Here is a 21,058-nt window from a genome sequence, read left to right on the forward strand (position 1 = left end):
AAAATCTGAATCGATTATGAGGAACAAAATTTTGCTTTTCCTGTTTGCAGCGGCTCCAATGCTGGCGCAGGGGCAGAATCCCGGCTCCAATCACGGGAACCGTTTTGAGCAGCTGGGTTACCTGCTCGCAGATCCGAATATCTACCGCTCCGCTTCCGGCGTGCCGGGACCGAAGTACTGGCAGCAACGGGCGGACTATGATATTTCCGCGGAACTGGACGAGCAGCAGCAACGCCTGACCGGCTCGGAAGCGATCACCTATTATAACAATTCCCCCGATCCGTTAACTTATATCTGGCTGCAGCTGGATGAAAATGAACATGATCCGAAAAGCGATAACAACAGCTTTAACGACAGCAAAATGAACGACCGGATGAGCACCCGCCAGGTCAATAGCCTGCTCGGCATGGAGCAGGGACATGGCGTGAACATCGTGAAAGTGACCGATGCTTCCGGCAAAGCGCTGCCCTATACCATCAATCAGACCATGATGCGGATCGATCTGCCTAAAACACTGATGCCCGGTGAGAAGATCAGGTTTCATGTGGACTGGTGGTACAAGATCCCCAACCGCATGACGCTCGGCGGCCGCGGCGGATATGAGTTTTTCCCTGAAGATGGCAACGCGCTTTACACCATGGCGCAGTGGTATCCGCGCCTGGCCGTGTATTCGGACTTCCAGGGCTGGCAGAACAAACAGTTCACCGGCAGGGGAGAGTTCGCGCTCACCTTCGGCAATTTTAAAGTGAAGATGACCGTGCCCGCGGACCACGTTGTAGGCGGTACCGGCGAATGCCGCAACTATAAAGAGGTGCTGACGCCCGCGCAGTTCCAGCGCTGGCAGCAGGCGCAGAACGCGAACGAACCGGTGGAAGTGGTGACGCTGGCGGAAGCGCAAAACGCTATGCAATCAAAAGCCTCCGGCAAAAAAACATGGGTATTCGAAGCGGAGAACGTGCGCGACTTTGCATGGACTTCTTCCCGCCGCCTCGTTTGGGATGCCATGGCTACCAATGTGGAAGGCAAAAAGGTAATGGCGATGAGCTATTACGGCCCGGAAGCCTATCCGCTGTACCGCCGGTATTCCACTAAAGTGGTAGCGCACACGCTGAAAGTATATTCCAAACATACCATCGTATATCCTTATCCCGTGGCTATCTCCGTAGAAGCCGCGAACGGCATGGAATACCCGATGATCTGCTTTAACTACGGCCGCGCGGAGAAAGACGGCACCTACTCGGAAGCCACCAAATACGGCATGATCAGCGTGATCATCCATGAAGTAGGGCATAACTTCTTTCCCATGATCGTGAACTCCGACGAGCGGCAGTGGACCTGGATGGACGAGGGGCTGAATACCTTCTGTCAGTTCCTGGCAGAGCAGGAGTGGGACAATAATTATCCTTCCCGCCGCGGCCCCGCGCATCTGATCACCGACTACATGCGAATGCCGAAAGACCTGCTGGAACCCGTCATGAGCAATTCGGAGAACATCGTGCAGTTCGGTCCGAATGCTTATGCGAAGCCCGCCACCGCGCTGAACATCCTGCGCGAAACGGTCATGGGCCGCGAGCTGTTCGATTATGCATTCAAGGAATATGCGCGCCGCTGGGCCTTCAAACATCCCACTCCTTCAGACCTCTTCCGCACCATGGAAGATGCTTCTGCGGTGGACCTGGACTGGTTCTGGCGCGGGTGGTTCTTTGGCACGGAGCCGGTGGATATTTCGCTGGACAGCGTGAAATGGTACCGGATGGATTCTAAAAATCCGGCTGTTGAAAACCCCGCAGCACAAAGCGCCGCCGGGCAAAGCAGCCAACATATTGCGCAGGAACGCAACAAAGCCGCAGGCGTAAAGTTCGCGGTAGAGCAGGATACCAGCCTGCAGGATTTCTACAACAAATGGGACCGCTACGCGGTAACCCCCGACCAGACAGACGCCTACAAGAAGCTGCAGGCATCGCTGACGCCCGAAGAGAAACGTTTATATGAAAGCAAAAAGAATTTCTACGAGCTGACTTTCTCCAATGTTGGCGGTAACGTGATGCCGCTGATCATTGAATGGACGTATGCAGACGGTACCAAGGAAGTAGACCGTATTTCCGCTTACATCTGGCGGCATAATGAGAACATGGTAACGAAAGTATTTGCCAAAGATAAAGAGGTGGCGTCCATCCGGCTGGACCCCTACAGGGAAACCGCGGACATTGATGAGCTGAATAACTCCTGGCCGCGGCAGGCGGTGCCATCAAAGTTTGAGCTGTTCAGGATGCAGGCGCCGGCGCGGGGGACTTCCAGTGGTGGGAACCCGATGCAGCGGGCCAGGCAATAGCATTGCAAACCTATTTCCATCTGAATAATCTTGAGAAAAGCCCTTTTTTATAGGGCTTTTCTATTCCCCATATCAGTTCCGTTGCATGCTTGACTGTTTTGTCAACGTTCATCCCGGGTTTTCCCCAGGAAAAGCCGCTCCCATTAGGCTTGTTACGCAGGTCAGCTACTACAAAACCATCAGGTAGTGATTGTGCAAAATTCTTCAACACTATATCTGCCGATTGTCTGGCCGTTTCAATATCAATAAGGCAAGTATCTTTTCTCCATACTTTTATTACGTTGTTTTCGTGGATAATATCGAGGTGAGAGTTACTGCCGCGCTTTCCGAACTCGTGTATGTGCCCGATGAATTGAGCCAGGTTGTCGGAGTGCCTGACTACAACCGCAGGATCGTGGCATACATAAAAGACACGTCCCCATGTTCCATTCTTGTCGATATCCAAAACCCAGAAATTTCCATATCCGTCTCCGGCCAGTTGAATGGAAACAGGGAAAATCGTTTCGAAACCGAATTGCCCGATTCCGTCAAACGTTATTCCATCAAGCCCGAAAAACTCAAATCCGGCGGAGAATTTTAAAAGCTCGCGAATATCGTCTGGTATTCGTCCCGTTGGAAATTGCCGGGCGAGTGTTTCAATTTGCTGATCTGTCAAACCCGGTTTTAGCTCAATTTGATATTCATCTTCGTCTTCGGAAATGTATACTTCCGGAAGGATGGATTTGAGTGTTTCAAGTGCAGTCATATCATTAGGTTTAGGTAATAAGTAAATACAGGCATCTTTTATACTTTCAATCCCTTATTTATCACTTCCGAAGTACTTTCTTCTCTTTACGAACCCCTTTTTACCGCCTCCGAAGTACTTCATATCCCTTAGAAACCCCTTGTTTTAATCCTGAAAAGCACTAAAATCTCCCTAAAAACTTTCAAAAAGCCCGGAAACATCAAGAACCCCGGATTAAGTACATTATCCACCCTTATTGTGCCCCCAATAAGGGAAATAAGAACAATTAAATACTCTTGTTTTGAAGTACCTAATAAATAAGTATGTTTAACCATTCTTATTTTGTACCTCTGTTTGATCGAACAACGCTATTTTTTCTCATCCTTCTTATCCTTCCCCTTCGGCACCCTCCCCGCTTCCTTCAGCGCCTTCGCCACGATCCATTCCATCTGTCCGTTCACGCTTCTGAACTCATCGGCCGCCCACCGCTCCAACGCATCGTAAGTAGCGCCGTCTATCCGCAACACAAATGATTTTTTTTCTTTCGCAGCCATGAACGTTTATTGATATAGATTATTTTTTCTGATTTCCGGTGATCGTTTACTGGTACAATGATCCCGTATTCAACACGGGCGTTGCCGCTTTCTCACCGCAAAGCACCACCATCAGGTTGCTCACCATGGCCGCCTTGCGTTCCTCATCCAGCGTTACGATCTGCTTGCGCGATAATTGTTCCAGTGCCATTTCTACCATGCCTACCGCACCTTCCACGATCTTGCTGCGCGCCGCCACGATAGCGGTGGCCTGCTGGCGCTGGAGCATGGCGCCCGCAATTTCAGGAGCATAGGCCAGGTGGCTGATGCGCGCTTCCCGCACCATAATGCCCGCAGCGAAGAGCCGCTCGTTCAGCTCCTGTTCCAGCAGCTCATTCACTTTCTCCCCGCCATCGCGCAGCGTGATCTCCGCTGTTTCGTCTTCCATCCGGTCATACGGACAACTGGTGGCGAGATGGCGGACTGCCGCTTCGCTCTGCACCTGTACATATTGCTGAAATCCTTCTACTTCAAACGCCGCCTTGTACGTGTCGTTTACCTGCCATACGATCACCGCAGCGATCTCGATGGGATTGCCCATTTTGTCGTTCACCTTCAGCGTTTGTCCGTTCAGGTTATGCGCGCGCAGCGAGATGTTTTGCGAACGGTACAAAGGGTTCACCCACAGCAGCCCGTTCTGCTTTACCGTGCCTACGTACTTGCCGAAGAAAGTAAGCACGCGGGAATGGTTGGGGTTCACGATCATGATGCCTTTGGAAATAAAAATGAACGCAATGGCAAGAAGGATGGCGAGGACCGTCCACCCCCCGCTGTCATACCGCGAAGCCTGCACCACGGCGTAAATGCCGCCAAAAAAACTGAGAATGGATAATACAAAAGCGAGGTAGCCGGACATCGGCCTGATTATCTTTTCCATAATGGGGATATTTTAATTTGATATCAATTTGATATCAAATATAATTTTCTTTTCGGGATTTCAAAACATATTTTTTTTAAAGCGAAAAACCCATACACACAGAAACATGCCGGCGCCGCCGGTACTAATGCCGGATCGGGGGAAACGATTAAATCGCGGGAACCATAAAAAAAAGCCAGCCCGTGGGAGGGCCGGCTTCCGGTTATTATTGAAGACTGTCAGATCAGTTTTCTTTCAATCGTAATTCATTCTTGTACTCCTTCGGCGTTTTCCCAACGATCTCTTTAAAGAAGCGGTTGAAGTTGGACAGATTCTTGAACCCGCAGGAATAAGCGATCTCCGCAATAGACCAGTCCTCTTCCGTCAGGCGCTTGCAGGCATGCCCGATGCGCACCTCGTTGAGGAACTGTACAAAGGATTTCTTCGTACGGTTTTTAAAGAACCGGCAGAATGACTGCGGCGAAAGGTTGGTAATGCCCGCCACGTCCTGCAGGGAGATCTCCTTGGAGAAATTGTTCATCACATATTTGAATACCTCGTCGATCTTGTGATTGTCCTTTACATTGTAGGCATGTGAATACCCGGTGCTGGCAAGGTAGTAGCAGTCTTTGGTCTCGGACAAGGTCTTGAGAATGTTCAGCAGCGAAATGATCCTTTCCAGTCCCTCTTTTTTGGGAAGCTCGAGAATTTCTTCCTTCAGCTTTTCCTGCGTGTCGCCGATGACCTTCATGCCGCGCTGCGCACGGTGAAAGAGATCGGAGAGCGCTTTGGTTTCGGGAAGACCATAAAATTTGTCGCCGAAAATATCTTTCGGAAAATAGATAACAACGGAACGCGCCTTCAGCGCTTCGTTGTGATGATGATACGCTTCATCATTGTACCATACATGCGGGATATTAGGCCCCAGGAACACCATGTCGCCTACATCAAAGCTTTCAATGCTGTCTCCAACAATTCGTTTGCCATGACTCTCGGTAACATACACCAGCTCGCATTCGGGATGGAAATGGAAAGGTGTATTAAAAAAAGGATCGCATCGCTCAATAATGGTGATCTGGTTGTCGGCAAAGGCCCCCACTTTAATAAGAATGGGTTTCATGCTTCCTTATTGTTTTAGTCCTATGAAAAAGCTGGCTGAACGTCTGCCATTTTAAATTCTATTTTGCCAAATTATCAAATTTATGTTAAAAAAGTACAAGTCGGAATAAATATCTTGACCGAATTCTCAAAGTTTTAGCATAATTTTAGCAAATCCCGTTTAAGCTCTTGCCGGTGGCTATTTTTCGCGCAAACGCACTGTGCGAAGGCGTTCCGGCAGGATTTCTTTCAGATTTATGATATTTTATGTACCTTGTCGTTTGCTAAATCGATTAAGCTTTAGCACGACCCTCGAACCACAATATGAAAGGAGTATCCATTAAAGATATCGCGAAGCAAGCCGGTGTTTCACCAACCACCGTGTCATTCGTACTGAACGGCAAAGCAAAAGAAAAAAGGATCAGCGACCAGGTCAGCAAGAAAATACTCAAGCTGGCCAGCAAGCTGAAATACAAGCCCAACCAGCTCGCCAGGGGATTACGAACCGGCAAGACCAAAACGATCGGCCTTATCGTGGAAGACATCGCCAACCACTTCTTCGCCAACGTAGCAAAGATCGTGGAGGAAGAAGCGGACAAATTCGGATACAAAGTGCTGTACGGCAGCACGGAAGACGATCTCACCAAAGCGAAAGGATTGCTGGAAGTGCTGGAATACCGGCAGGTAGACGGCTATATCATCACGCCTACACCGAATCTCGACAAAGAGATCGAGTCCCTCAAGAACGCCCGCAAGCCCATGGTGCTGATGGACCGTTATCTTCCGCAGATCCCCACCAATTATGTAATGGTGAACAACTTCCAGGGCGCTTTTGACGCCGCCGAATACCTGCTCAACCTCGGTTATGGAAAGATTGCGCTGGTCACCACCACTTCCGAACAGATACAGATGAAGGAGCGCCTCAACGGCTTCACCGCCGCCATGAAAGCGCATAACGCCAGCTTTCCCCGGAAAATGCTGAAAAAGATCCCCTTCACCGCTACCAAGGAAGAAGCGCTGGAACAGATCAAATCCTTTATCAAAGGCATTCCCGACCTGGACGCGATATTCTTCAGCACCAACTATCTCGGCATCTACGGCATTGAAAGCATCAAGGAACTGGGCCTGAAGATAGGAGAGGACGTAGCCGTGATCAGCTTCGACGATCACGATCTTTTCCGGCTGCATACGCCCGGCATCACCTGCGTAGCCCAACCGATCAACGACATTGCCCGGAACCTCATCCAGGTGCTGATGGGCGAACTGAACGGCAACGTCAGCCAGATCAACCAGGTCATCCTGCCCGCAACGCTGCTCAAACGGGAGTCCTGCGGAAAAGCAACCCTTGCCCGGTAATATTATTTTGCAGTAAGTCGGTCTACTTTTATCATTTTTTAAAAAGTTTCTACATTTTTTAAAAAAAGCTGCCCGAGGTTTTGTTTTTTAACAAAAAGTTGGCTATGTTTGAATTGTGATTATGAGCCAAAATCGAACAGTGAATTTTTGAACCGGCATTAGAACATCAGGAATCCGCAGCGGTTCTTTTCCGACAGGTAAACATTTCAGTGAGCAAAGATTATTAATTATACCTAACGATATGCAAACAGGATCGGCAGTAGTTCGCCGCCGGGCCAAATAGTCGCAGGCCCTCACTTTTAGACGATGTGCAGGACTAAATTGAGAAGGAATTTCACGTAGGCCGGCAATCAGCAACCGGGATCATTTTTTAATCTGACAAAAACGTAAACGCAATTAAATCGAGGTAGCATTATTCAGCAATTCATGTAAACTAAACTTAAGTCTAACTAACACTTCAACTTCAGTCGACTGTTTTTTCCAAATCTAACGACGTTCTCAGCAAAAAAATCGAAACAGATTTTTTAACAAAAAAACATTCAGCAAAACGTAAACACTCAACCAGAATCAGCATCAGTCCGGCTTACAGGGTCGCGCACGATCTCTTGTGCAATTCCCGTATGTAGGCTGTGGCTGTACCAGTGAATTATTCAGACATGTAAAGCAGGATCAACTCATGCTATCGGGCCTGTGCATCCGCCACTCCCGGTACAGGCACCGCTGTGCTGTGACGTTGCGTACATGTATCATTCAACAGCTTAGTTTATTTCAATTCTTAAATCAGATAACAATGAAAAGATCACTACTATTAGTGCTTCTGTGCTTGTTCGCATGCAGTACCATGTTGATGGCGCAGGAGAAAAAAACAATCAGGGGCGTGGTACGGGACGAAACGGGTGAAGGGCTGATCGGCGCTACCGTCGTTGAAAAGGGAACGACCAACGCAACGCTTACGGGAGAGGACGGCCGCTTCAGCATGAAAGTACCTCCCAATGCAACCCTGGTAGTTTCTTTCATCGGTTATAAATCAAAATCCCTGACCGCCAGCGGCGATGATCTGACCATTCTGTTGGAACCTTCCGCGGGCGATCTGCAGGAAGTGGTGGTAACATCTTTCGGCATTACCCGGCAGCAGAAAGCGCTGGGATATGCGGTAAGCACCGTAAAAGGGGAAGACCTTACAAAAACGGCTTCTCCCAATTTCGCGACGGCGTTATATGGTAAAGCGCCCGGCGTCCGCATCGGCGCTACCCCCGGCGGGGCCACCAGCGCAGCCAATATTACTGTCCGAGGCATTAACTCCATCACCGGCAAAAGCCAGCCGCTGATCGTGCTGGACGGTGTACCTATTCGTGATGGCGAAGTAAAAAACAATGACTACTGGGGTGACCAGCGTCTTAGGGGCAACGGCCTGCTGGACCTCAACCCGGAAGATATTGAAAGCATCTCCGTGCTGAAAGGCGCTCCTGCCGCAGCATTGTACGGCTCCGAAGCGGTGAACGGCGTGTTGCTCGTAACCACTAAAAAAGCAAAAGGGTTCAGTGTGGACTTTAACGCCAACTACAACTTTGACCAGGTGGCGTTCCTGCCACGTTATCAAAATGTAAGAGGGCCCGGCGCTCCCATACATGTGAGCAACGGCGGTCAGGATGCGGAAGGCTTCGTGTATTTTGACCTGGATGGTGATGGTACAAATGAAACACGCGGTCTTCCCAACTTTACGATCAACTTCGGCGCACCGTTCGATGGAAAGCCCACGCTGGCCTGGGACGGGCGCGTGATCCCCTACGAAGCGCAGAAAGATAATTACAAAGGATTGTTCCGCACAGCGAATAACTCTGCCGCAACGGTTGCTGTTTCCCAAGCCAGCGACAACAGTAATGTCCGGCTCTCACTCACCCGCCAGGATAACCAGGGCGTGAGCCTTGGAGCGGATAACTCCAAGAACATCGCTAACCTGAACAGCAGCCTGCGGTTAGGCAACAAAGTGAATGTAGACCTGCTGGTGAATTTCATCAACCAGCGAACCAAGAACCGTCCGTATTCTGTAGACCGGATGATCAACAACTTCACGGGTATGATCGGTCGGTTCGACAACGCGGACTGGTACTTAGACAATTACAAGACCAGCAAAGGGTACCGCTACAGGACTGGTACAGAACAAAGTCTCACGCCGGATGAAAATATCATCCATCCAGGGTTCAGAGGTGATATTGGAGAATATATCTGGAGGGTGAAGGAACACAACGAAGAAGAATTGAGCAACCGTGTAATCGCCAGCCTGACGAATAACTGGCAAATTGTCCGCGATCTTAAACTTAGGGCAAGGCTCGCTACGGACTTCACTTCCATGAAAACGGAAAGTCGCCAGTCCACAGAGATACCGTTGGCATTCGGCAATTCGGGCTTCTTCAAAATCTCCAACTATGAAAATGCAATCCTGTACGGAGACGTGCTGCTGACTTACAATAGGAAGCTTTCTTCTGACCTGGAGCTGAACGTGATGGGCGGTTATACTGCTACCAAGGAAACCGGTTCCACGGTGGCCAGGGAAACCAACGGCGGCCTCAGTGTGGAGAACTGGTTTGATGTAGCAGCCTCCGTCAATACACCTGGCGGGAGTGCTACACGTTATTCCGTCGTAAGAGATGCTTTTATCGGCACTGCCAATCTCTCTTTCAAGGAATACCTGTTCCTGGAAGCTACACTCCGCAGCGACCGCACTTCTACCATGCATCCGAGCGAGAACAGCTTCCTGTACCCGTCTGTAAACGGTAGCTTTGTTTTCTCCGATGCGTGGAAAATGCCGGCCTTCATCAGCTACGGTAAAGTGCGTGGTTCCTGGGGCATGGTGGGTAACTATCCGGACCGCTATCAGGCCAATATTGCCTATACCCAGAATACGCTCGGTGTGCAGAAATCAGGTGGTCAGCCTGTTATCTATACCACGATCCCCTCTTCATTCGGTAATGATGGCATCAGGGCGGAAGTGAAAAAAGAATATGAGTTCGGCCTGGAAATGAGCTTTGTTAACAACAGGATAGGGCTGGACGTATCGTATTATAACGCCAGGATCGTTGATCAGATATTGCCGCTGACCATTCCTTCATCATCCGGCGCAACCTCGGTATTGACCAACATTGGCACCCTTCGCAACCGCGGAATTGAAGTGGGATTGAAAGGTGCTCCTGTAAAATCAAAGGATATGAGATGGGATGTCAACCTCAACTTCGCTTTGAACAGGAATACAGTGGAAAAGCTGGCTACCGGTTCAGATGAATTGCTGCACGCGGATTACGATGGTAATGCCGCACAGCTGATCTCCAAAGTAGGCCAGCCGATGGGTGATTTTTATGCGCATCCCATCGCAAGGGACGACAACGGAAATCCAATCGTGGACCCGGACGGACTGTACAAGCTGGATGAAAAAATGGTGAAAGTAGGGAATGCCATGCCGAAAGTAGTAGGCGGGTTCATCAATACATTCACCTACAAATCCCTTGCCCTGGAAGTTGTACTGGATTACCGCCTCGGCGGATATGTGATGCCTACCGGCATTAACTGGATGATCAGCCGCGGCCTGCTGGAAGAAAGCCTGAACTATATGGACAAAGCGCACGGCGGCCTCAGCTATTACCGGGACGCAGGCGGCAAAGGCATCCTCACCGATCAGCCCAAAGGCCCCAATGGCGAGCAGGTATTCAACGACGGCATGCTGATGGAAGGTGTGACGAACGACGGCCAGACGAACACCAACGTGATCTCGCAGGCATACTACTACTGGAACACTTACAACTGGGGTGGCCCGCAATACAGCAAATCCCGTTACGAGCTGTATATCCAGAAGAACTCTTACGTGAAAATGAGGGAGCTTTCACTAAGCTATAATTTCCCGACCGCCATTGCGGGCAAGATCGGGGCGAAGCGGCTTCAGCTGTCTGTTTTCGGCAGGAACCTCTTCTACCTCTACCGCACATTGAAAGACCTGGATGCTGAACAGACCACGGCCGGTTCAAGATGGCATCAGACATTGACCAATGCCGGAACGAACCCAAGCACCAGGACCATGGGCGTTATGGTAAGGGCCAATTTCTAATCCTCATTCAGCACAAAAAGAATTTTTATGAAAAAGATATTATTCATTCTGTTATCGATAGCGCTTTGGGGCACAAGCTGCTCTAAAAAGGAGTTCCGCGACAGCTATACCGATCCCTCCAAGGTAGCGACCTCTTCCGTGGAGAAACAATATGCGGGCATGATATACGCCAGCAGGGAATATGTAGTGCCCTCTTACTGGAACTACTTCGTTATACTTCGCATCACCCTCAACCGTTTTACGCAGGCCGTAGGGTGGGAGAACGTGGACAACCAGTACGTACCCGGCGCAGCTGCCGTGACCGACCGCTGGAACAATTATTACAATGTGCTCGCGCAATACCGGGAACTGGAGAAAGTTTACAATGCGTTGCCTGCGGAAGACCAGTCCAACATGCGGATCTACATGATTACGGCAACCATCTATTTCTACGATCTGACACAGCGCGTGGTAGACCTCCACGGCGGTGTTCCCTGGTCTGAGGCCGGCATGCTCAGCACCAATGGCGGCAACTATCAGAACTCTTATCCAAAGTATGACGATGCTACTGCGATATACACAAAAATGCTGGACGACCTCAAGGGCTTTGCGGACGAGCTGGGCACGGTGACCATTCCCGCGGCGCTGGTTGCGCGTTTTGAAAGCATGGACCTTGTTAACAACGGCGACCTGACGCTGTGGAAGAAGTACTGCAATTCCCTGCGCCTCCGGATGCTGACCAGGGTGTCCGGTGCGGCGAACTTCCAGGCGAGGGCCGGCACAGAGATCGCGCAGATACTCGGCAACGCCGCGTCTTACCCGCTGCCGAAAACCAATGCAGAAAATATCCGTATCGATATCTTCGACCTGAACACCGATCTCAATGCCAAAGGATTCAGAACGGGGCTGGAAGACTGGAACGGCAACATCGCCGGCAAAGTGATGATCGATCACATGAAGGCGAACAGCGACCCCAGGCTCCGCGCCATGTTTGAGCCTGGCGCTAATGCCGGCGGCGTATATAACGGTCTTGATCCGATGGCCGCAAGATCAACGCAGAATGCGCTCATCGCGGGAGGCACCATGGCCATCTACAACCGCTCCACCCTCAGCCGCAACGAATTCTTCCCCGGCATCCTGATGACCGGCGCGGAAGTGAATTTCATGCTCTCCGAATATTACCTGAAAGCAGGAAACCCCGTCAGCGCCCGGACGGCGTATGAAGACGGCATCAAGGAATCCATCAAATATTATTACTGGCTCCGCACGCTGAGCAACGACAATACCGCCGGCGCACTCACGCCTTACACCGATCCGGAAGTAGCGGCCTACCTGGTGGCGCCCGGCGTGAACTGGACGCTCGCCCTCACGGATGCCGATAAGCTAAAGCTGATCGCGCGGCAGAAATGGCTGCACTACAGCGTTTTGCAGCCCACGGAAAGCTGGGCGGAGATCCGCCGGCTGGACGCGCCTACTTTCAGCTTTGAAGTAGACAACGCCAACGCGCAGAAACAGCCGCCCATGCGCTGGCAGTACCCCGCTTCCGAAGCCACCTACAACACCGCCAATTACGAGGCCGTGCAGGCAAACGACAAACTGGGAACAAAGCTCTTCTGGGATACACAATAAGGTTTTTTTGCTGAACGTTGAATAGTTAGATTTAGCTCCGGGTATTTTTGCCCGGGGCTTTTTTTGTGCCGATGAACAATGATGAATACTAAATCAGCATAACCTGATATTATTTTGCGGATCGTTAACGGAATATGAACATAACCTGAAAAAAAAGTTAAATTTTCTTTTGTCTATTTAACAGGATTAGGTAAGTTGCAGCTGTTCGTTTTCAAAGAGCCAAATCTGTACGTGTAGATGAAAATGTTGTCGATGGATATACAGATTTTTTTATTGGATAAAACGCTAAATCGTTTTACTGCTGATATTTTCCGGCTTGATGAATAACGGAGTATAAACGTAGACTTGCTTGCTTATGAACGAAGAAGGTAGCAGTGAACAGCAATCAATTCATTCCATCTATCAGCCAACGGGTATGTAGTCCGGACTAATTACAGGGTTCCGGTTCAGCATGGCTTTGCATGTTGCGGGCAATTTTTTCTGCAGGAGATCTGCGGACAGGGATTGTCATTCAATCAATAAAGGATAACTATCAATTCACGTTCATCAAATTAAAATCTAAGGAAGCTATGCGAAGAATTCTTTTTCTCGCCACGTTGCTGACTTTCTTTGTTCCCCGCATGTGGGCGCAGGACAAGAAAGTAGTTACCGGTACGGTGAAGGATGCCAACGGCACCCTGTTGCCCGGCGTAACGGTAAAGGAAAAAGGAACACAGAACGGCGCAATGACCGCCGCTGACGGTTCTTTCAGGATCAGTGTGCAACCCTCCGCAACACTGGTTTTTTCATTCATGGGATATGTAGCACAGGAAGCGCAGGCCGGCGAGGGCGCACTCAACATTGTGCTGCAGGAAGATGCTAAAAACCTGAATGAAGTAGTGGTCACCGCGCTCGGCATCAAACGCGAGACCCGCAAGCTCGGCTACGCCATGACGGAGCTGAAAGGCTCCGAACTCGCAAAAACGAACGCCATCAACCCCGTAGCCGCCCTGCAGGGCAAGGTAGCGGGTGTGGACATTTCCGGCGCGGCAGGCGGCCCGCAGAGCGCCAACCGCATTGTGCTGCGCGGCGCCAAGTCACTCAACGGAAAAGACCAGCCGATCTTTGTGATCGACGGCGTGATCTTTGAAAACGAAGCTGCCGACGATGCTGTGAACTTCGGCAACGTGCTGAAGAATTTCAACCAGGATGAATTCGAAAGCGTTTCCATCCTGAAAGGCGCCGCCGCTACCGCGTTGTACGGTTCCCGCGCGATCAACGGCGCGGTGCTCATCACCACCAAGAAAGGGATTACCCGCAAAGGTCTTGGCGTAGATGTCAGCCAGACGGTGCAGTTCGAGCACGCTTACCGCGCACCCATCGCCCTGCAGAATGTCTACGGCGCAGGTACTACCGGTTTTTTCAATAAAGATGGAGATGGACGGGATGTAGTGCAGTGGAGTGGCAACAGCTTCGGCCCGAAAATGGAAGGCCAGATGGCAAAGCTCCCCAACGGCGAGTTCGCGCCCTACAGCCCTATGCCGGACAATCAGATGTACAACTATCAGCTCGGTAAATATTTCAACACCAACGTGGCGGTAGAAGGCGGTACGGATAAAGCGAACTTCCGTTTTTCGTATTCCCACCTGGACAATAACAGCGTTGAACCGAACAATAAATTCTCCCGTAATTCATTCTCCCTGCGGTCTTCCGCTATCATCTCCAAATGGCTGTCCGCCGAAGGCGGCATCACGTATGCTTTCAGCAATACGCTAAACCCTACCCGCCAGGGCGGTGACTACACCACGCAGAACGCCGGCAGAAAATGGATCTACATTTTTCCGCGTAACTACGATCCCGCCTACTGGAGCGCCCGCTATCTCGGCGGCCTGGGCAGGACCACCCTGCAGCAGGACCTCCTGAACGACATCAATCCCACCCATCCCGGCGCGGATTACTGGTTCAGCCTGGACAACGACCGCTGGGAACGTGACGAAAAACTGCTCATGGGTAACCTGTCGCTGACCGCTACGGCGAACGACTGGCTGAAATTCCTGCTGCGCGGTAACTTCAGTAACGAACAGAATACGGACGACCGCCGCGAGCTCGGCTGGGGCCCCAACTTCGGCGGCTCCCGCGGCCTCTACGCGATCTCCGGCACCAACAGAACGCAATACACCTTCACCGGTATGGCCATGTTCTCTCCAAAGCTCAGGAACGACGACTTTACCCTGAACGTGAACCTCGGCGCGGAAACATGGAACTCCGGCATCGGCAACCAGTACAGCGCCCGCACAAACGGCGGCCTGCGCATACCGGGACAGTACACCATTACCAACAGCGTTGGCCCCGTTGACGCCAGCAACAACAAGATATTGCCACGCAAGCAGATCAACTCGCTGTTCCTTTCCGGCAGCCTGTCTTACAAGAACGCCTTCTTCCTGGACGTGACAGGGCGTAACGACTGGTCTTCCGCCCTGATGTACCCCGGTGGCGGCGGTAACTATTCTTACTTCTATCCCTCTGTGAGCGGTGCCTGGGAATTTACCGAAACCTTCAAGGGTGAGCTGCCCGCATTCATCACCTACGGTAAGCTGCGCGCATCTTACGCGGTAGTGGGCGGGGATACGGACCCCTACCAGCTGAACTCCGGCTACCAGATGGAACAGCTCTGGAACAGTGGCAGCCTCTCCACCGGCATGCCGCTCTACTACCTGTATAACAAGGACATCTACCCGAACGAAAACCTGAAACCCTCCATGGCCAACTCCATCGAGTTCGGCGCGGACGTACGGTTCCTCAATAACAGGCTGGGCGTGGACGTAGCGTACTACAAAACGAACATCAAAAACCAGATACTGAACCTGGACGTAGCCATCGAATCCGGTGTGGCCAAGCGCTTCATCAATGCCGGCAACTTCCAGAACCAGGGTGTGGAGATCGCCATCAACGCGCGGCCCATTGAAGGAAAGGATTTCTCCTGGGACGTGAACCTGAACGGCAGCCGCAACACCAACAAGATCATCTCCCTCGGCGAAGGCATCAGCACCTACGAAATGGGCAATGACCAGGATGTGCGCGTGATCGCGCAGGTGGGCAAACCTTACGGCGTGATCACTACCAATTACGGCTATACGCGTTATCAATCCACCGATCCTTCCAAGAACGGCAAGCCGGTGATCACTGCTTCCAGCTCTTTCCCATACCAGTTCCAGCGCGGCTATGCCGAGGTCGGCAATATCACGCCTGACTTCAACCTGGGGCTGAGCAACAATTTCAGCTATAAGAACTTTTCCCTCGGCTTCCTGCTGCAGGCACGCATTGGTGGAGATATCTTCTCCGCTTCCCATCAATACGGCACAGGCCGTGGTACGGTGGAAAGCACGCTTGCCGGTCGTGATGCCGCCAGTGGCGGTCTTGCGTGGACGGACAATGAAGGCCGCCAGCGTAACGACGGGATGATCCCGGACGGCGTATTTGCGGACGGCACAACGATCAAAACCCCCGCCGGCGCAGAGCAGGAAGTGGGTGGCATGACGTACCGCGAAGCATATGAAGCCGGTTATGTGAAACCGCTGTCACCCTACAACTATTACAGCATGATCGGGGAGTGGGGCATCGGTATCCGCGAGGCGTCCGTATTTGATGCGTCTTATGTGGCGCTCCGCGAAGTGTCCATCGGCTATACGTTCCCCACCAAAATGGTGGAACGCTGGAAGCTGACCAAAGCGCGGGTATTGCTGGTAGGCCGCAACCTCGGTTACCTGTACAACAACCTGCCGGACGACATCAACCCGGAAAGCCTGCGTAACAACAAGACCAGCGCCTTCTCCGAATATGGCGGCGCTCCCTTTGTGCGCAACATGGCGCTGACCGTACAACTTGGTTTCTAATTCATCAAAAAGAAGACAATGAACACTAAACATAAAATAGGGATCGGTGTACTGGCGATGGCAACCTTTGCAAGCGCCTGTACCAAGGATTTTGCCGAACATAATACAGACCCGGAAGTGGCGCCCACGCTGCCGCCGGAGTATATGATCACCACTTCGCAGAAAGCGATGGTAGACAGGGATTTTGAATGGTTCTACGATAACTATCAATACCTGATGCGCTGGATGCAGTTCACCGTGGCGTACCCGGACGGCAACACCGCCGGCATGTACGGCCCGCAGAACGTGAACGGGTACTACAACGCTTTTTATACGACCATCGGCCGCAACCTGGTGGAGATCGAAAAGATGATCAATGAAATGCCGGAAGAAAACCGGGGCGTGTACCGCAACCTGGTGGCGATCGCCAAAGTGCACAAGGTGTTCGCGGCTTTCCGCGTAACGGACGTGAACGGTTCCATCCCTTACTCCGAAGCGCTGAGCGCCCGCGAGAACGCGAACTTCACGCCGGTATACGACAACCAGGAAAAATTGTTCGCCCAGTTCGACGCCGAGCTGAAAGCGGCCGTGGCAGACCTGCTGCAGCCTGCCGAAGGCCAGGTGACCTACAAGGGCTACGACATCTTCTACGACGGCGATGCGGCAAAATGGGTGAAAGCCGCCAACGTGCTGCGCCTGAAGATCGCCATGCGCCTGATCAAACGTAACCCGGAGAAAGTAGCTGAAGTAGCGGCGGAAGTACTGGCCAGTCCCGCCGGCCTGTTCACCTCCAATGCGGACGAATGGAAATTCGTTTCCGGGGGCGGCGACAAGTTTGCCAATGGTGGTAACTGGAACGCGCAGGGCAGCGCGAGCCGCGCGGGAAAGAACCTGATCGACTTCCTGCAGGATAACGCAGACCCCCGCCTGGCGCTGTTCTTCAAGAAAAACGAGATGACGCAGGCGAATTTCAACCGGCTGAAAAATGGCGGCGCTTTTCCGCCCACCGCCGTTTACAATCCTGATCAGTATGTGGGCGTGCCCTCCAGTCCGGATGCGGTGAACGAGCCCGCAACACGCGCGCTGTTCGGTACCAAGACTTACGGGATAACCGAGAACGGGCAGTCCGTTTCCGTGAATGTGGACACCCTGTCCCAATTCCAGAACCGCCTGTTCGACCTGAACGCGGATGGTGGCGCTGCTGGCCGGTACACCCAGCCGATGCTGACTTACGCGGAAATGTGTTTCATGCTGTCTGAACTGGCGGTGCGGGGTATTGTTGCGGAGAACGCGCAAGTTTGGTACGAAAATGGTATAAAAGCGTCCATCGCGGCGTATGATGCCATGGGTGCGGCGGCCAACATCGTGGATTATGCGGCGGTGGCGCCGGAAGCGGTGACCGCCTACCTGGCGCAGCCGGAGATCGCTTTTACCGGAACGCAGGAGGAGCAGCTGGAAAAGATCGGCGTACAGAATTTCCTGAACCACTTCAAGTCCCCCTGGGAAGCCTGGGGCTCCTGGAAACGGACAGGATACCCGAAAGCGGGCGGCATTCTTCCCCTGGAAGCGGTGCGGATAGATGGCGCTGTGCCCGAGATCCCCCGCCGCTGGGAGCTGCCGGTACCACATACGAGCAATATGTCTAATTATACAAATGCCATATCTGAAATGCAGGCAGGAGGGGAATACGGTTCGCCTAACCAGTTGACCGGAAGAGTTTGGTGGGATAAGAAATAATGCTGAAGCATGCTTATGAAAAGGAAAACTCCGGGGCGACCCGGAGTTTTTTGCGTTTTGACTTTTTTGTATTGCGGCGGCTTAGCGGTTTTAGCGGCAAACGAACATCTGCCGCCATTGTTCCAGGCATCGGGTGGCCGCTGCGATCATTCGCTTTCCGCCGCCAGCTGTTGCAGTTTACTGCAGCAGCGCCTTGATCTCGCTTAACTTCAGCAACGCCTCCACCGGCGTGAGCCGGTTAATATCCACCGTATCCAGTTTTTCGCGTATCTCCTGGAAAGTATCGCTGTGCGCATCAAAAATGCTCAACTGCACCTTCTGCGGTTTGGACGCGATGTGTTCCATCGGCGCTTCAATATGCTGGCTTTCCAGTTGTGCGAGTATTTCATTCGCGCGGTCTATCAGCTGCGGCGGCATGCCCGCGATCTTCGCCACGTGAATGCCGAAGCTGTGGCGGCTGCCGCCCGGCGCGAGCTTGCGCAGGAAGATGATCTTGTTGCCCACCTCTTTATTGGTGATGTGGAAGTTCTTCACGCGGGAATGCGTGTTTTCCAGCTCGTTCAGCTCATGGTAGTGTGTGGCGAACAGCGTCTTGGGGCGGTGCGGCGTCATGTCGTGCAGGTACTCCACGATGCTCCAGGCAATGGAAATACCGTCGTATGTGCTGGTGCCGCGGCCGATCTCGTCGAGGATGATGAGGCTGCGCGGCGTGATGTTGTTGATGATGCTGGCCGTTTCGTTCATTTCCACCATGAAGGTGCTCTCGCCGCCGCTCAGGTTGTCGGACGCTCCCACGCGCGTGAATATTTTGTCCGTCAGCCCGATCTCCGCTGCCGTGGCGGGCACGAAACTGCCGATGTGCGCCATCAGTGTGATGAGCGCCGTTTGCCGCAGCAGCGCGGATTTACCGCTCATGTTGGGACCGGTGAGGATGATCACCTGCTGCTCGTCCTGGTGCAGCAGGATGTCGTTCGTGACATAGCTTTCACCGGGCGGCAGGCCCTGTTCTATCACCGGATGGCGGCCGTCTTTAATATCGATATGATAGGAATCGTTCACAACGGGGCGGCGGTATTTGAACTGCACGGCGTTATGCGCGAAGGACAGCAGGCAGTCCAGCTTCGCCAGCGCCTGTGCATCGCGCTGTATGGGCTGGATGTATTCCTGCAGGGCGAGGAGCAGCGCGTCGTACAGCTGCATTTCCAGCAGCAGTATCTTGTCTTCCGCACCGGTGATCTTCTCTTCGTATTCTTTGAGTTCCGGTGTGATGTAACGTTCCGCGTTGGCGAGCGTTTGCTTGCGTATCCAGTTGGCGGGTACTTTGTTCTTGTGCGCGTTGGTCACTTCCAGGTAGTAGCCGAATACGTTATTGAAGGCTACTTTGAGGGAGGGGATGCCGGTGGCTTCGGATTCCTGCTGCTGTATGCGGAGCAGGTATTCCTTGCCGGAGGTGGCGATGGCGCGCAGCTTGTCCAGCTCTTCGTGTACCCCTTCCCGTATAACGCCGCCTTTGTTGGCCAGCACCGGCGGGTTGTCGGACACTTCCGCGAGGATCTTTTCGAGAATGGTGTCGCAGGGGTCCATCTGTTCCTGCAGTTGCCGGAGGTGGGCGTTATCGATGGCGGACAGCGTTTGCTGTATGGTGGTGACCTGCTGCAGGGCTTTTGCCAGCTGCATCACTTCACGGGGATTGATCTTTTTGAGGGGGATCTTGGAAACCAGCCTTTCGAGGTCGCCCACCACTTTCAGGTGCTGCTGCAAGGTGCGGGTGTGGTCGGCTTCGCGGATGAGTGTTTCCACGGCATCCAGCCTTTCGTTGATCCGCGTGATGTCGCGCAGGGGAAAAACGATCCAGCGTTTGAGCAGCCGCGCGCCCATGGGAGAGAGCGTGTTGTCCAGCGTGCCGATCAGTGATCTGCCTTGCTCCACGGTGCTTTGCAGCAGTTCCAGGTTGCGGATGGTAAAGCGGTCCATCCACAGGAAATCTTCCTGGTCTATCCGCTGGAGGCTGGTGATATGCTGCAGGTTCGGATGTTCGGTGTCTTTCAGGTAATGCATGGTGGCGCCCGCGGCGATGATGCCGTCCGCCATGTCTTCCACGCCGAAGCCTTTCAGGGAATGTGTTTCAAAATGTTTGTGAAGGATCTCGCGGGCGTAGGTGTTCGTGAAGATCCATTCTTCGAGCGTGTAGGTATAAAAGCGGGAGCCGAAGGTTTGCCGGAAATTTTTCTGCTGTTGCCGCGCGAAGATCACTTCAGCGGGGCGGAAGCTTTGCAGCAGCTTGTCGATGTACTCGATGCTGCCCTGCGCCACGTAGAACTCGCCGGTGGAGATGTCCAGGAAAGCCACGCCGTTGCTGGTTTGCCCGAAGTGTACGGCGGCGAGGAAGTTGTTGTGGCTGTTGTCCAGCAGCTTGTCGTTCACCGCTACGCCGGGCGTGACCATTTCGGTGACGCCGCGTTTTACGATGCCTTTTACGGTCTTGGGGTCTTCCAGCTGATCGCAGATGGCTACGCGATGGCCGGCTTTCACCAGTTTGTGTAGGTAGGTGTCCAGCGAGTGATGGGGGAAGCCGGCAAGATCAACATAGGAAGCGCTGCCATTGGCCCTTTTCGTCAGTACAATACCAAGCACTTTGGATGCGATAACCGCATCTTCATTGAATGTTTCATAAAAATCGCCGACCCGGAAGAGCAGCACCGCATCAGGGTATCTGGCCTTGATTGCATTGTGTTGCGTCATCAGGGGCGTTTCCGCTGATTTACTTTTAGCCATGCGGCAAATATAAGAAGCCCGCCGCTCCATCG

11 protein-coding genes are annotated in these 21,058 nt (G+C 52.5%); 6 read left to right on the forward strand and 5 right to left on the reverse strand.

Annotated features, from left to right (window positions below):
* Positions 1-16 precede the first annotated feature (16 nt).
* Positions 17-2,332, forward strand: coding sequence for a M1 family metallopeptidase (locus CCY01nite_RS13765; RefSeq protein WP_186831045.1), 2,316 nt, complete (start codon positions 17-19; stop codon positions 2,330-2,332).
* 10 nt (positions 2,333-2,342) lie between these two features.
* Here CCY01nite_RS13765 and CCY01nite_RS13770 read toward each other — a convergent pair whose 3' ends face one another.
* The 4 genes from CCY01nite_RS13770 to CCY01nite_RS13785 form a co-directional block, all read right to left on the reverse strand.
* Positions 2,343-3,077 (reverse strand): SMI1/KNR4 family protein, encoded by a 735-nt coding sequence (locus CCY01nite_RS13770; protein WP_146862533.1) that lies wholly within the window; start codon positions 3,075-3,077, stop codon positions 2,343-2,345.
* Between the two features lie 347 nt (positions 3,078-3,424).
* Entirely contained in the window at positions 3,425-3,610 is a 186-nt protein-coding gene (locus CCY01nite_RS13775; RefSeq protein ID WP_146862536.1) for a type II toxin-antitoxin system antitoxin, read from the reverse strand.
* Positions 3,611-3,656: 46 nt separating this feature from the next.
* Positions 3,657-4,526: an SPFH domain-containing protein gene (locus CCY01nite_RS13780; RefSeq protein ID WP_146862539.1), complete on the reverse strand. Its 870-nt coding sequence runs from the start codon at positions 4,524-4,526 to the stop codon at positions 3,657-3,659.
* A gap of 223 nt (positions 4,527-4,749) precedes the next feature.
* On the reverse strand, positions 4,750-5,625 hold the full coding sequence (locus CCY01nite_RS13785) for an AraC family transcriptional regulator (RefSeq protein ID WP_146862542.1): 876 nt from the start codon (positions 5,623-5,625) through the stop codon (positions 4,750-4,752).
* 302 nt (positions 5,626-5,927) lie between these two features.
* On the opposite strand from CCY01nite_RS13785, the gene CCY01nite_RS13790 reads away from it, so the two are divergent.
* The 5 genes from CCY01nite_RS13790 to CCY01nite_RS13810 all read left to right on the forward strand — a co-directional run bounded on the left by CCY01nite_RS13790 (position 5,928) and on the right by CCY01nite_RS13810 (position 18,251).
* The gene (locus tag CCY01nite_RS13790; protein ID WP_146862545.1) at positions 5,928-6,959 is read left to right on the forward strand and encodes a LacI family DNA-binding transcriptional regulator; all 1,032 of its coding nucleotides are present in this window, start codon (positions 5,928-5,930) and stop codon (positions 6,957-6,959) included.
* Positions 6,960-7,749: 790 nt separating this feature from the next.
* Positions 7,750-11,055, forward strand: coding sequence for a SusC/RagA family TonB-linked outer membrane protein (locus CCY01nite_RS13795; protein ID WP_146862548.1), 3,306 nt, complete (start codon positions 7,750-7,752; stop codon positions 11,053-11,055).
* A gap of 27 nt (positions 11,056-11,082) precedes the next feature.
* Entirely contained in the window at positions 11,083-12,663 is a 1,581-nt protein-coding gene (locus tag CCY01nite_RS13800) for a SusD/RagB family nutrient-binding outer membrane lipoprotein (RefSeq protein WP_146862551.1), read from the forward strand.
* Between the two features lie 569 nt (positions 12,664-13,232).
* On the forward strand, positions 13,233-16,535 hold the full coding sequence (locus CCY01nite_RS13805) for a SusC/RagA family TonB-linked outer membrane protein (protein ID WP_186831046.1): 3,303 nt from the start codon (positions 13,233-13,235) through the stop codon (positions 16,533-16,535).
* An 18-nt stretch (positions 16,536-16,553) separates the two neighbouring features.
* Complete coding sequence (locus CCY01nite_RS13810; protein WP_146862557.1) at positions 16,554-18,251, forward strand: SusD/RagB family nutrient-binding outer membrane lipoprotein; 1,698 nt, start codon at positions 16,554-16,556, stop codon at positions 18,249-18,251.
* Positions 18,252-18,428: 177 nt separating this feature from the next.
* On the opposite strand, the gene mutS is transcribed toward CCY01nite_RS13810, so the two are convergent.
* On the reverse strand, positions 18,429-21,026 hold the full coding sequence (gene mutS / locus CCY01nite_RS13815; RefSeq protein WP_146862560.1) for a DNA mismatch repair protein MutS: 2,598 nt from the start codon (positions 21,024-21,026) through the stop codon (positions 18,429-18,431).
* Positions 21,027-21,058 lie beyond the last annotated feature (32 nt).

The organism is Chitinophaga cymbidii (genome assembly GCF_007992715.1).
GTDB classification, from domain to species: Bacteria; Bacteroidota; Bacteroidia; order Chitinophagales; family Chitinophagaceae; genus Chitinophaga; species Chitinophaga cymbidii.